We start from the raw sequence: 12982 nt of genomic DNA, 5'->3' as shown, positions 1-12982 counted from the left end.
GTGCTAGTAACTCGAATAAAGACTGACCGGGTTCGGCGACAAGCTCGTGTCGGGCTTGCGGGCGTCGAACGAATATCGCACGTAGATCATCCCGGAGCTAGGCGCGTAATCGTGGGCATGGTCGATGTCGACGCGCAGCCCCGCCACGAGGCGAGGATTGAACCGGTACTCCAACACGCCGCTCACGCCGTAAGAAAAGCCAAGGCCGCTCGATCCGCCCGTATAGACGAGGCTGCCGAGATTTTGCGCCGAAGAGAGTTGTGCCACGCTGGGCAAACCGTCGGGGTAATACGGCGAATCCTTTTCGTACGAATTCGATACGCCCACGGTGGTCGTCACATCCCATTTGAAGCCGCCGCGCCGGCCGTTCCATTCGATCGGCACACCCAGCGACAGATACCGTTGCGGACTGTAGTAGCCGCCCTGCCCATAGCTGTAAAAGCGCAGGTTGTCTGTGTAATGCCACGCGTTGCCGACGAGGCCGGTGCTGACGACCATCTCCCGGCCCTGGTAGACCGGCGTGGTAAAGCCCGTTCGCAACGTCACTTCTTGGTTCGACGCGACATTCTTGCCGGTCAGCACGCCGGCACCGAGATCGGAGAAGACACTCACGCGGCCGATGTCGATGCCCGTATGCCAATCGACGCCATCGCGGCGAACGCCGCCCCAAACGGCATTCGTCCACGGATCGCGCAGCCCCGCGTACGAGAGCTCGCTGCTCGTCTCGGGCCGCCTCGACGCGCTGACCGAAAAACTCGCGGGCCCGGCGTCGAAGCGATAGCGTACGCCGCCGACGAGGTAATGAATCGGAAATCCCAGCGGCGTCGTGCCGACGTCGAAACGCCATGCGTCGGACGTGAACCCGGTGCCGAGCGCGACGCCGTTCGCCTGTTGGTGCAGGACGTAGACGGGCACGCCCGTGATCGACGGAAACGCGGAATACGTGCCGAACGTTTGCAACGCATACGAAGGCGGATTCGAAAGCGACAGCGTCCCCGCATCGAGGCTGACCGTATCGAGGTGGAAGAAGAAATGCCCGTCGTAGCGATACGGCACCTGGACGTAAATCGGCACCTGCTGCGCGTGATAGTCGGAGATACCGGCGTCTCCCGACTTGAATTCGGGCATCCAGCCAGCGTCGATCTCGGGATCGCGCCGCTGTTCGAGATCGGCGAGCGCCGCCTCTCCCGGCGTGCCGTCCGGGCCCTGCGCCACGACACCGACCGCGCGCTCTTGTTCCATCGAGCGACGGTACAGTGACGCGGCTTGCTCGTAATCGCCGAGTTGTTCCTCGACGCTTCCCGCCGCGATGGTCACATCCGAGCGCGTCGGATAGGCGCTCTGCAATGCTCCGGTGATTTGAGCCGCTTCTTGCGGTTGACGCAGCGCGGTCAGCCGGCGCGCGGCGGACAAACGCGTATCGACATCGTCGGGCGGCGCGGCATCGAGCACCTGGCGCACGATGCTCAGCGCTTGCGCACGGTTGCCGCTGTCTTCGAGCACGCGCGCGAGCGCCAGGCGCGCGTCGGGGTCTTCGGGCGAGCGGGCGAGCACCGGCGCAAGCGCCGCCCGCGCCGCGACGAAGTGCCCCTGGGCGCGCTCGAGATCGGCCAATTCCAGCGCATAGCGCTTGTCGCGCTTGGCCGTAGGGCTTGCCTGCGCCAACAAGCGTCGCGCTTGCGCATAGTCCTTTTGATCGAGCGCGGCGTCGGTCTCGCGCAGCACGAGCCGCAACGATTGGTCTTCCAGACGCGCCGTTTGCGGCGCGCTCAAATGCGACTCGCTCCGTATCTGCGCAAGCCAAGCTGCCAACGCCTCGTTGCGCTCGGCGCTGCCGAGCAGATCGCCGTAACGCAGTTCGACGTCGATGTCGGTTTCGTTCGGATGGTTCGCCATCCAATCGCGCATGAGCGCAAGTCCTTGATCGGGCTGCCCCTCGTCGATGAGCAAGGCGCCGACCGAAGCGGTGACGTAGGGGTCGTCACTTCCCTTCGCTTGCGCAACGTCCAAGGCGCGTGTCGCCGCCTCGTGGTCGCCGCGCGCGAACGCCGTGCGAGCCTGCTGGAGCGATACCTGAGCCTCGATGTGGCGAGCCAACGCGCGCATGCCATCGGTGCGCGCGTCGGGCGCGATGCCCGCGAGCACGGCCTGGGCTCCGGCCAGATCGTCGATCGAATTGCGGTAAAGCGCCGCTGCGTACCGCATTTCCGGCGACGCATCGGCCGTCAGCCCATCGTCCATGACCGCGCGGCCCAATTGCGGCAGGCCGAGGTCGCGATAGATGCGCGCGAGCGCGAAACGCGTCCACGGCGCATCGGGCGCCAAGCGGAGCGCTCTTTCGTAGTGTTCGGCCGCCGGCCCCTGCTTGCCGATCGATGCGAGATGCTGCGCCTGGAGCGTCAGAACGTCGGCGCGCAAGCCCGCCAGCCCGCGGCGATCGCCCGGGTCGCGGAATCGCTGGCTCAGTGCTTCGAGCAGGCCCGGAATCTGATTTTCGCGGCCCGTCTCGCGCAGCAGCGTCTGCATGCTTTCGACTGCACCCAAATTCAACTGGCGACTCGCAAGCTGTTCGCGCAACAGCGGCTCGGCCGCCGCCCAATTGCGCTGCGCGAGCCATGCGTCGGCAAGCAGTTGCTTCGCTTGCGCATTACCCGGGTCCAATGCAAGCGCAGCTTGCGCGTCACGCTGCGCGTCTTGCGCACGCCCCGCCGCGGCGGCCTCGCGGCCCTTGGCAATCGTGCCCCAGATCAGCGATGTGCGGGCAAGGCCATCCCACTTCGAGCGGTCATCCGGTGCAAGCGCGGCGGCCCGTTGGAACAGCGTGCGCGCCTCGTCTTGCCGGCCTTCGCGCAAACGCACGAGCCCTAGGCCGCCGACGGCCTCGGCATCGCTCGCACGCGCCTTGGCCGCGCGCGTGAGCAGCGCGTCCGCCGCGGGGAGGTCGCCCCGCGCAAGCGCGCGCAGCCCCTGGTGCTGGGCAATGTAATTGGGATCGCGCTCGAGTTTCAGTTGCGCTTGCCGCTGCGCATCGAGCGTTGCCGCGCGATCCTTGAATTCGGTATCGTTGGGCTCGAGCGCCAAGTATGCGTGTACGGCATCGAGATAAGCGAGATCGACCCCGGCCGATTGCAGCACGGCGCGCCATGCGTTCATGGCATCGGTGTGATCGACATCCTCGCGATCGGCCAACGACCACGCGAGCCGATTCGCTTCGGCCCTCGTCGCGCTATGTTCGTTGAGCAACGCGACGAGCGCCAACGCGGCTGCCGTGTCGCTCGGAGCGCTCGCCACACGCTCGCGCAGCGCGGCTACGGCTTGCGCATACCCTGTCGGCGTGTCCGCCAGAATCCGGTAGTACTCGGCGCCAAGCGCGCCGGGTGGAGCGCCGTGCGGGAACAAGACGCGCATCCGCTGCACCGCCTCCTCGCTTTGTCCGCTGCGCGCGAGCAAGCGAATCGCCGCAAGCTCCCCGCGCCCGCTCGTGGCCGACCGGTATTCGTCTTCGAGTTGCAGCGTCGTCGCGGCGTTGGGCTGCTTCGCCTTCAATTGAGCAAGCACCGCAGCCGCGGCTCGCGCCCGGCCGAGGCGCAAGTCGATGCGCACCGCTTCACTGAGCAGCACGGGATCGCCGGGCGCGATCAGCAGCGCTTTTTGCACGGCTTCCAACGCCAAGTCGTCGCGATGCTTGGCTGCCCACAGACGCGCGGTCGCAAGCAAGCGCGCCTCCGGGGTCATCGGCTGCACGGTGGCCGGCGCATGGCCGGCGCCCAACGCGTTCGCCGCCTCGGCCGCGGCGGTCCAGGCAAGCGCCGTGAGGATCGCACATCGAACGAGGGCCGCGGCGCCGCGACGCGCGTGGCGCCTCATCGCGCCACGCCCGAGCACGCCGACCTCCATCGAACCTCGAGGTTACCGTCGGCATCGAAGCGGTATAGCCCCTCGCGCCACCCGAGACCGAACAACGTCAGCACGCTCGAGTAATACCCTGGCGGCTCATGCGCATCGAGCGCCTGCACGCGAGCGACCTGCGCATCCGCAGCAGCGGATTGTCCCAGCGCCGCGAGAAACGGCACCGCGGCGGCGGAAAAGCCCGCGTTACCGGCCTGCTTGGTCTCCCCGGTCGTCGTATCGATCGACTCGTAGGGTGCGCCATGCTGCGCAATGTAATCGGCAAACGGCTTGAGGCGCGCGAGCAGCTTCTTCGTATCGGCCGAAGCCGGATCCAGCATACCCGCCCACAGATAGACGCGGATCGCATCGTAACTGCCCCGCCCCTTGGTGTCGCTATCGGGCAAAAATCCCTTATCGGTCTGATAGCGCGCCCAATCGGGGGCGAAGCCTTGCGGAGCGGTACCGAGCACGACAGCCGACGCCGACGCCGTCAACCGTTTCCAGCGCGCATCGTCGGGCAATTGCTCGGCAAGCCCGCGCAGCACTTGCAGCGGCATATAGCTCGGATTGACTCGCCATTCGTCCGGATTCGGATGAAACCCCACCGGACCCGGCAGCAACGTCAATCCAATCTCGGGCAGCGTGGCGGTTTCCTGCTCGACGATATGTCGGGCCAACACCGCGCCGCGCGCCGTATAGCTGCGCTCGTGCCAAAGCTCGCCAGCCTGAAGCAGCGTGTAAGCGATCCAAAGATCCGCGTCCGATGCCGCATTGGCATCGAGCACATGCCAACTACCGTCCTTGGCACGCCCCCAAAGCCAAGCGGGCAAGTGGCTCGTGAGGTCGCCGGCCGCGAGATTGTTTTCGGTCCAGCGCAGGACCTCGTCGAACGTTGCACGATCGTTCGCCACGAGGGCGAAGAACAGCGCGTACGCCTGCCCTTCCGAAACGGTACGCTCGTCGGCCGAGCCGACGTCGATCACGCGTCCGTCCGCGGACAGAAAGCCTTGTTTGAATTGCTGCCAGCCTGACCATGCGGGCGCGCATGCGCCAGCCGCCGACGCACCGGCGGCGCTGGCGGCCGTCGGCCCGACGGCCCAAGCCGAACCCGCGACGAAACCCGCGGCCATACCGCTAAGCACCCAACGCATTGCCGTCCCGAGCGCTTCCCGATGAGCGGTGCACGCCATCCGTCAGATCCCCCGGCGCCGCGCCGACAGCTCTTGCAACGCGGTGAACGCTCCGATGGCGAGCAGCAACCCGCCAAGCGCGCCGAGCAGGCCGAGCAACACGGGATGGCGGATGGCACGTCCCCATATCTGCGCATACCACGGCACGTAGCCGACGACATAGGTTTCGCCGACGCGCATGCTTTCGATGCGAGCGCCACGCACGAGCGCGACGTCGCCTTGCAGTTGCGCGACGCGGTCGGGCTTTTCGAGCACGTCGAGCAAATCGGTCAGCCGCGCCGGCGACGTGCCGGTCATGGCGACGACGCTGCGCCCCTTGCTGCCCGGCACCTCGAACCCGAGCAACGCGGCGATCGGACCGCTCTCATCGAGCCGAGCACTGCCTTCAGGCACTTGCACGCCGTCGCGCCAATACTCTTTGACCGAAAAAACGGTACGCGTGACATGGCCGCTCGCGTCCGCTCCGATCGAGAGCGGCAGCACGGGGCGCCATGCGGGCGGCAGTACCGACGACGCGCTGTCGCCGATCAAGAGCAAATCTTTGTTGTGCTCGTGCTGCGCTTGCCCGGCGCGCAGCACTTGAACGCGCAGCGAAGGGAAGCCCGTCCATTGCCCCATGTGGCCGAGTACCGTCAACAGCGCATCGAGGTCTTGCGGTGCGGGCTGGTCGGGCACGACCACCGCCGTCTCCGACAAGTCGGCATAGCGCGTGAACGGAAAACCGCTATTGGCGAAGTATGCGAGATTCGGCATCCGCGCGTAGTGCACGAAATGCGAGAAGTCGATCGTCGAATCGGGATCGACGTCCGCATGGACCGGGTTTTGCGCAACGCCTTGGCATAGCCCCGTCTTTTGCGAGTCCAGATCGAATTTCAGTTGAAGCTGGTTCGCACTGCCGACGCGAAAAGCCGGGATGTCGAGCAGATCGGCCGTGCGAGCGTCGGCACCGCCGAGCAACGGCAACTGCATCCGCCCCTTCCCGTCCTCGTCTTTTGCCGGCGGCAGCCGCAGCGACTTCACGAGCAAATCGTTGATCGAGATCGACAGCGCAGAGTTGTTTTGGATGGTCGGCGCGGTGTAGCGATATTTCAAGTCGAGCGGCACGCCTTGCCCGCTCCATGAATAAAGATCGGCGGGCACGCGCAGATTGAGTCGGATCGCGTCGGGCCGGCTGCCGGAGACTTGCAGTTGCTTGGGATCGTCCACGAGTTGTTTGAACGGGATCGCCCGCCCGATCGGCAGCCAGCGCGGCGCATCGTAGGGCTTGCGCTGCGGCCCGATGTCGACATGCTCGACCCTGGCTTGAGCCCCCGACAGCGCCGCCTTGCCGAGCACGAGCGCATCCGCGGCTTGCTTGACTTCGTCGTCGGTGCGACCCGTGACGATCAACAGTTTCTTATCGGGCGCGGCTGGGTTGTCCGCCATGATCAGCATGGGCCCGTCGATGACCGGCAACGTCAGGCCGGCGGGCAGTTGCGCGCGCGTGCCGACGACCACGGCATGCGCGTCCGTCGGCAGTGCTGTCGTCACGGAGAAGCGAGCTTGGCGGTAATCCGCGAGTTCGCCGAACCAAGAGGCCAGAATGCCGGCGCTTTCAAGCGTCTCGTTATCCGGCGAGGCAGGCAGCACGAACGGCAGTCGCAGTTGCTGCGGATCACGCCGGTCGAAGAACGGTGCGGGCAGCAAGCTCAAGTCGTCGGGGAGTTTGAGCGGCACCGTATCGAGCAGCACTTCGCTCGTCGGACTGATGTCGGCCCAGAGGGCGGAGTTCTCCGGGTCCTCGCAATGATCGAGCGTGTAGTGCGCGATCAATTCGACGTTGACCTGGTTGAAGTCGGTCAAAAAGCGCGGATCGAGCGGGATGTCACGCGTGAGCAACTGGCCCGCGTGCTCGCTGTCGAACGGCACCGTTGCCACCGCTTCGCCATTGATCGACACCTTCAGGTGAGAGAGCGGAAAGACGAGCGCCGGCGAATAGGTGTAACGCAGCCGCAACGTTGCCGCGGTCACGACGTGATCGAGCCTCACTCCGACATTGACGGTGCGCGTGTCGTCCGGACCGCGCAGATGAAGCGGCTCGTAAGCGCCGAGCGTTGCGAACGTAAACACGGCCGATGACGCGCCTGTCGGCGCGCGTGCTGCCGGTATTGCCGCGGGTATTGTCGTCGTCGGCGTTACCTCGGCGCTCTGCTGCGCTGCCAAAGATGAAGGGGTAAACAGCCAGCCGGCTAACGCTGCCGAGCAAACGCAAGTCGATAGAGCTAGTTTCATTGAGGGTCCGGTTGATGCCGAACGATGGTGCGCCGAATAGCAGTGTTGCTATAGGGAGTACAGCTTCCTGCGCCGCTGCTCACCCGCCCGCGGTAGCAAGATCCACAGCGATTTCGGCCCGTTCTTATACATCGTTTATATAGCTGGAACTTTGACGTACGACAAATGATTTGATCGCGTACTGCTTCGACCTCGATCGAGTCGATCCCGCCTCCCTGTTTGGAGACAGTATGCCGACGCCCACCCGCGGCCGGTAGTACCGCGGGGAAACGCCGCCAATGCCACCACCAACGCCGCCACCATTGGCGCACGAGCTTGCCCCGGCTCGCCGCGCCGTCGCTGCGCGAAAACAGGCAAGCATATCAGAAAAGTATGACAAACTTCCCATACTTTTTCGCAACCCGGCATCCTCTTCGCAGGACCGGCCAATAGGTAAGACTCGAGGTACGACTCGATGGGCCGCCCCACCAATTCCGCATCCGCTTCGCATACCGCTACGTCGCCGCGCAAAAGGACGGGTGCCCTGCGCGCGTTGTTCGCGCTCAAGCACTCGTACGACGGGCTGCGCACCACCTTCCGCTCGGAAAGCGCCTTTCGCCAGGAAACCGCGCTGGCGGTATTGCTCGTTCCCAGCGCGCTGCTGCTGCCGGTCACCCCCGTCGAACGCATCATGCTGATCGGCTCCGTGCTGCTGGTTCTACTCGTCGAACTATTGAACTCGGCGATCGAGGCAGTCGTCGATCGCATCTCGCTCGATCGCCATGAACTCTCGCGCCGCGCCAAGGATTGCGGCAGCGCGGCCGTGTTGATCGCACTCGTCATCTGCGCGATGACGTGGGCAACACTGCTCTGGCCGCTCGCGCAGCAATGGTTGCGCCCGCACCATTAGCCCACGACATCGGGGATTGCCCGACCGGTAGGGTTGGCAATTTTTACGCGACCCCGACAATAGTCTTTCTAAATTCTTTCCGCAATACGGAATCGTTGTTTTTCAGCCATTTCTACGGGCAAACCCCTGATTAAATCAGGTCAGTTTTTCCTGTTACAAGAACATGAAAAAATTGCCGAAAACCCTAAGTGTGCTTTTTTCCTACATTTTATTAGGAAGGGATTGATTTCGGTAAAAGCGGTTCTTAGAATGCCCTCAGTGATGTTACAAGTTGTAACTAGCTGTATCAGATTCCGCACCGAGGACGCGCAAACGATGTCGTCCCCGCGAGCGAAAAAATTACACGGTATAAAATACCGGGCTGGGTCAACGGGGCTTCGGAAACGTGAAAAATGGACCGCAGCAGCGAAACGCTGGACTCTATCCGCGAAATTAATTTGTCGTACATCATGCTGGCGCAGCGCATGCTGCGCGAGGACAAGGCCATCGGCATGTTCCGGCTCGGCCTGTCGTCGGAGCTAGCCGACTTGCTGGCGGGGCTTTCGCTCGCGCAAAGCGTCAAGCTCGCCTCGTCCGACCAGCTCTTGTGCTTCTTCCGCTTCAACGATCACGCGATGCTCTCGGCTTTGACGCAAACGGCGAAGAACGCCGACGTCTCCGCCACGCACACCGCGATCCTGCTCGCGAGCCAACCCGCCGAGCAGTTCGCGTAAATCGAGGGAGCGGCGCCATGGTTCAGAAGAAGAGCCTCACGGAAGATGCGCAAGAAGTGTTTCGCGCGATCGCGCTGATCGAACTCGGGGCGCGCATGCAGGTGCTCGAGAGCGAGTTGGGGCTCTCGCGCGATCGCATGATTCGTCTCTACCGCGAGATCAAGGGTGTATCGCCGCCGAAAGGCATGCTGCCGTTCTCGGCCGACTGGTACATGACGTGGCTCGCGAACATTCACGCGTCGCTGTTCTACAACACCTACGTCTTTCTCAAGCATGAAGCCGGGTGCTCGCACCTCGACGCTTTGACGAAGGGCTACCGCCTCTACCTCGAGCATTGCAAGCATAGCGACGCGGAGCCGGTGCTCGACTTGACGCGCGCCTGGACCCTCGTGCGTTTCTTCGATGCCAACATCCTGCAACTGACGCCGTGCTGCCGCTGCAGCGGCAAGTTCGTCGCGCACAAGCACGATCTTCAGAGCAACGTCGTCTGCGGCGCCTGCCAGCCGCCGTCGCGCGCGGGCAAGACCAAACGCGCCAGCGCCGCCAAGCATGCCCTCGCGGCCGCATCGCTCGAAGCCGCACGCGCGGCCTGACCGTATCGTCCTTCCCTTCATGGTCTGCGCTTGCCGCGTGACGTGTTCCGATTTCGCCACGCGGCTGCGCACTCCCGCTCGATCGCCGGTTGATAATGGCCGCCTTTGCGCCGTCGATCGATAGCGCGACGATTGAATCATGGGAGGAGCGAATGGACCGTTTGACCGGCATGGGGCTGTTCGTGGCGGCCGTCGACGAAGGCAGTCTTGCGGCCGCGGCACGCCGCTTCGGCTTCTCGGCCGCGATGACGGGCAAATACGTTGCGGCACTCGAGGCACAGGTCGGCGCGCGCTTGTTACAGCGCACTACTCGCCGCCTCGCCCTCACCGACATCGGGCACGGCTACTACCTTCGATGCAAGTCCATCCTGGAGGCATTCGACGACGCGAACCGTGAAGCCGGCGCCGCGCACAGCGCCGTCCGCGGCGTGCTGCGCGTGGCCGCGCCCGTTACATTCGGCGCCATGCATCTCGGCGGCGTCGTGGCCCGCTTCATGAGCGATCATCCCGAGGTCAACGTCGAGGTCGTGCTCGGCGATCGCTACGTCGACTTGCTCGATGCCGGCGTGGACGTCGCATTGCGCATCGGCAAACTGACCGACCCCGCGCTCGTCACGCGCCGGCTCGCTCCATGCCGGATGATGCTGTGCGCCGCACCCGCCTTCCTGCAACGCCACGGCGTGCCACGCAGCCCCGCCGCGCTCGAGCAAGTCGATCGCCTAGCCTTCAGCGACGCCGTCTCCTGCGGCGATTGGACACTGTTCGACACGAAGGGGCGCCCCCATACGATCGACGGCCCGTGCCGGCTCGTTTCAAACAACATGCAGATGCTCACCCGCGCGGCGTTGGCCGGCAGCGGCATCGCCTATGGGCCGTCGTTCGCATTCGGCGATTATGTCGCGCGCGGCGAGCTCGTGGCGCTGCTGCCTCGTTACCGCACGGCCGAACTCGATATCCAAGCCGTCTATCCCAGCGCCCGCCACATTCCGTTGCGCGTGCGTCGCTTCGTCGATTGCCTGGCCGACGCTTTCGGCGACGATCCGCCATGGGATCATCGCAGGCAATCGCAGCGCCGACGCCCTAAAGCATCGGATTAAGCGTTTCGTTACGTAAGCCGCCGACTCAGGATATTCCCTAAGATCGCGGCTTCGATTGCTGCGCCGCACTATTCCCCGTGTCCTATTATCGACGGCCGCTTGCGCTGAATAGACAAGCTCGTCTTTACCGCATTGCACTCGATCGGTGTGCTTGACTCTTCGTCACGTCGCTGCTGTACTAAATCCAGGCAGTTGATTTAATCGAGCAGCCGATGCCACGTGCTGCCAATTCGTTGTCAATCCACCCGGAGGAGAGCGTTCGATGAAGACCCGTCCCTATATGACTGCCGTCCGGCATACGCTGATCGTCGCGACCGCGGCTTCGGCTTTGTGTGCCGGCGCGGCGTTCGCCGACCAACCGATCGTGGGCCTCATCACGAAGACGGACACCAACCCGTTCTTCGTGAAGATGAAGGAAGGCGCGCAAGCCGCGGCGACAAAAGACGGCGCCAAGCTGCTGACGGCTGCCGGCAGGTTCGACGGAGACAATTCATCGCAGGTGACGGCACTCGAGAACATGACGACAGCGGGCGCCAAAGCGATCTTGATCACGCCGAGCGATACGAAAGCGATCGTGCCGTCGATCAAGAAAGCACGCGCGGCCGGCGTCATGGTGATCGCGCTCGATACGCCGACCGATCCGCAAAGCGCCACCGACGCCCTCTTCGCGACCAACAACTTCGAAGCCGGCAAACTGATCGGCGCATACGCCAAGAAGGCGCTCGGCAACAAACCCGCGAAGATCGCGACGCTCGATCTCGCGCCCGGCATCTCGGTCGGCATCCTGCGGCATAACGGCTTCCTCGAAGGGTTCGGCATCAAGCAGGGCGACCCGAGCATCGTCTGCAGCCAAGACACGCGCGGCGACCAATCGAAGGGGCAGGCAGCGATGGAGAACTGCCTGCAAAAGGCGCCCGACATCAACGTCGTCTATACGATCAACGAGCCCGCGGCGGCCGGCGCCTATCGCGCGCTGCAGACAGCGGGCAAAGCCAAGAACGTGTTGATCGTGTCGATCGACGGCGGCTGCGAAGGCGTGCGCGACGTCAAAGCCGGCGAGATCGCGGCCACCGCGCAACAGTATCCGCTCAAGATGGCCGCACTCGGCGTCGATGCCGGCGTCGAATACGCGAAGACGGGCAAAAAGGTGAGCGGCTACAAAGATACGGGCGTCACGCTGATCACCGACAAGCCGATGCCCGGTGTCGATAGCAAAGATACGGCCTTCGGCCTGCAAAACTGCTGGGGCCAGTAACGGCGATCGGCGCGGCGCTGTCGCCGCGCCGGCTCTGTTAGTCATTCCGACCGTAGGAGAAGACGCATCATGACGACTCAATCCGCCGGGCCGCTAGCGCCGGCCCCCGTCCCTCACTCGCGCGCTCTGCGCATGCCGAGCATTGCCGAGGCCGGTCCGTTGATCGCCCTCGTCGCCGCGTGCGCCTTCTTCATGTCGCAAAGCCATCGCTTCCTGTCGTTTCAGAATCTCTCGCTGATCCTGCAGCAAACGATCGTGGTCGCCGTCATCGCGATCGGACAAACGCTCATCGTCCTGACCGCCGGCATCGATCTGTCGTGCGGGATGGTGATGGCATTCGGCTCGATCATCATGACGAAGTTCGCCGTCGTGCTGGGCGTGCCGCCGATTCTTGCCATCTTTTGCGGTATCGGTGCGAGCGCATTGTTCGGACTCCTAAATGGTGTGCTCGTCACGCGCGTGAAGCTGCCTTCGTTCATCGTCACGCTCGGTACGCTGAACATCGCCTTCGCGTTGACGCAGCTCTATTCGAACGCAGAAACGGTATCGAACCTGCCCGACGCGATCATGTTCTTCGGCAACACGTTCCGGCTCGGGCCGGCTGAAGTGACCTATGGCACCGTCCTCGCGCTGCTTTTGTATTTCGTTACTTGGTTCGTACTCCGCAACACCGTCCCCGGCCGGCATTTGTACGCACTCGGCAACAACCCCGAGGCGGCGCGCCTCATGGGGCTCTCGTCTGACAAGATCCTGCTCACCGTCTACTCGCTGTCCGGCGCGATCTACGGCATCGCGGCGCTGCTGCTCGTCTCGCGCACGGGCGTCGGCGATCCGCAGGCAGGTCAAACCGACAACCTCGACAGCATCACGGCGGTCGTGCTTGGCGGCACGAGCCTGTTCGGCGGACGCGGATCGGTCGTCGGCACGCTGCTCGGCGCGCTGATCGTCGGGGTATTCCGCAACGGGCTGACGCTGATCGGCGTGTCGTCCGTCTATCAAGTGCTGATCACCGGCATTCTCGTGATTCTCGCGGTGGCCGCCGACAAACTATCGCACCGCCGCAGCTAACGCGCGGTTCATTGC

At 64.1% G+C, this 12982-nt stretch carries 9 protein-coding genes; 6 read left to right on the top strand and 3 right to left on the bottom strand.

What is annotated here, in order from left to right:
* Positions 1-3: 3 nt before the first annotated feature.
* The 3 genes from J3485_RS21785 to bcsB are packed head-to-tail and all read right to left on the bottom strand — an operon-like array spanning position 4 to position 7352.
* The gene (locus J3485_RS21785; protein ID WP_374192454.1) at positions 4-3897 is read right to left on the bottom strand and encodes a cellulose synthase subunit BcsC-related outer membrane protein; all 3894 of its coding nucleotides are present in this window, start codon (positions 3895-3897) and stop codon (positions 4-6) included.
* On the bottom strand, positions 3864-5081 hold the full coding sequence (gene bcsZ / locus J3485_RS21780; protein WP_206956396.1) for a cellulose synthase complex periplasmic endoglucanase BcsZ: 1218 nt from the start codon (positions 5079-5081) through the stop codon (positions 3864-3866). Before bcsZ ends, J3485_RS21785 begins: the two co-directional genes overlap by 34 nt.
* 3 nt (positions 5082-5084) lie before the next feature.
* Positions 5085-7352, bottom strand: coding sequence for a cellulose biosynthesis cyclic di-GMP-binding regulatory protein BcsB (gene bcsB, locus J3485_RS21775; protein ID WP_206956395.1), 2268 nt, complete (start codon positions 7350-7352; stop codon positions 5085-5087).
* A 454-nt stretch (positions 7353-7806) separates the two neighbouring features.
* Here bcsB and J3485_RS21770 point away from each other — a divergent pair, with 454 nt between their 5' ends.
* From J3485_RS21770 to J3485_RS21745, 6 genes are all read left to right on the top strand, one after another.
* Positions 7807-8241 (top strand): diacylglycerol kinase, encoded by a 435-nt coding sequence (locus tag J3485_RS21770; RefSeq protein ID WP_206956394.1) that lies wholly within the window; start codon positions 7807-7809, stop codon positions 8239-8241.
* 392 nt (positions 8242-8633) lie between these two features.
* Positions 8634-8954, top strand: coding sequence for a flagellar transcriptional regulator FlhD (gene flhD, locus J3485_RS21765; protein WP_206956393.1), 321 nt, complete (start codon positions 8634-8636; stop codon positions 8952-8954).
* Between the two features lie 17 nt (positions 8955-8971).
* Positions 8972-9547, top strand: a complete 576-nt coding sequence (gene flhC, locus J3485_RS21760) for a flagellar transcriptional regulator FlhC (protein ID WP_206956392.1) — start codon at positions 8972-8974, stop codon at positions 9545-9547.
* 152 nt (positions 9548-9699) lie between these two features.
* The gene (locus J3485_RS21755; RefSeq protein WP_206956391.1) at positions 9700-10644 is read left to right on the top strand and encodes a LysR family transcriptional regulator; all 945 of its coding nucleotides are present in this window, start codon (positions 9700-9702) and stop codon (positions 10642-10644) included.
* Positions 10645-10906: 262 nt separating this feature from the next.
* Positions 10907-11899, top strand: a complete 993-nt coding sequence (locus J3485_RS21750) for a sugar ABC transporter substrate-binding protein (protein WP_206956390.1) — start codon at positions 10907-10909, stop codon at positions 11897-11899.
* Between the two features lie 132 nt (positions 11900-12031).
* Complete coding sequence (locus J3485_RS21745; RefSeq protein ID WP_374192481.1) at positions 12032-12967, top strand: ABC transporter permease; 936 nt, start codon at positions 12032-12034, stop codon at positions 12965-12967.
* The last annotated feature ends 15 nt before the right edge of the window (positions 12968-12982 follow it).

The sequence above is a fragment of the Trinickia acidisoli genome (genome assembly GCF_017315725.1).
Taxonomy (GTDB): Bacteria; Pseudomonadota; Gammaproteobacteria; order Burkholderiales; family Burkholderiaceae; genus Trinickia; species Trinickia acidisoli.
This window is presented reverse-complemented; position numbering and strand designations above follow the sequence as displayed.

What these genes read in the sequence shown, in the direction of transcription:
- J3485_RS21785 (WP_374192454.1), bottom strand. Translation starts at nt 3,897, where the DNA reads ATGGAGGTCGGCGTGCTCGGGCGTGGCGCGATGAGGCGCCACGCGCGT.
- bcsZ (WP_206956396.1), bottom strand. Translation starts at nt 5,081, where the DNA reads ATGGCGTGCACCGCTCATCGGGAAGCGCTCGGGACGGCAATGCGTTGG.
- bcsB (WP_206956395.1), bottom strand. Translation starts at nt 7,352, where the DNA reads ATGAAACTAGCTCTATCGACTTGCGTTTGCTCGGCAGCGTTAGCCGGC.
- J3485_RS21770 (WP_206956394.1), top strand. Translation starts at nt 7,807, where the DNA reads ATGGGCCGCCCCACCAATTCCGCATCCGCTTCGCATACCGCTACGTCG.
- flhD (WP_206956393.1), top strand. Translation starts at nt 8,634, where the DNA reads ATGGACCGCAGCAGCGAAACGCTGGACTCTATCCGCGAAATTAATTTG.
- flhC (WP_206956392.1), top strand. Translation starts at nt 8,972, where the DNA reads ATGGTTCAGAAGAAGAGCCTCACGGAAGATGCGCAAGAAGTGTTTCGC.
- J3485_RS21755 (WP_206956391.1), top strand. Translation starts at nt 9,700, where the DNA reads ATGGACCGTTTGACCGGCATGGGGCTGTTCGTGGCGGCCGTCGACGAA.
- J3485_RS21750 (WP_206956390.1), top strand. Translation starts at nt 10,907, where the DNA reads ATGAAGACCCGTCCCTATATGACTGCCGTCCGGCATACGCTGATCGTC.
- J3485_RS21745 (WP_374192481.1), top strand. Translation starts at nt 12,032, where the DNA reads ATGCCGAGCATTGCCGAGGCCGGTCCGTTGATCGCCCTCGTCGCCGCG.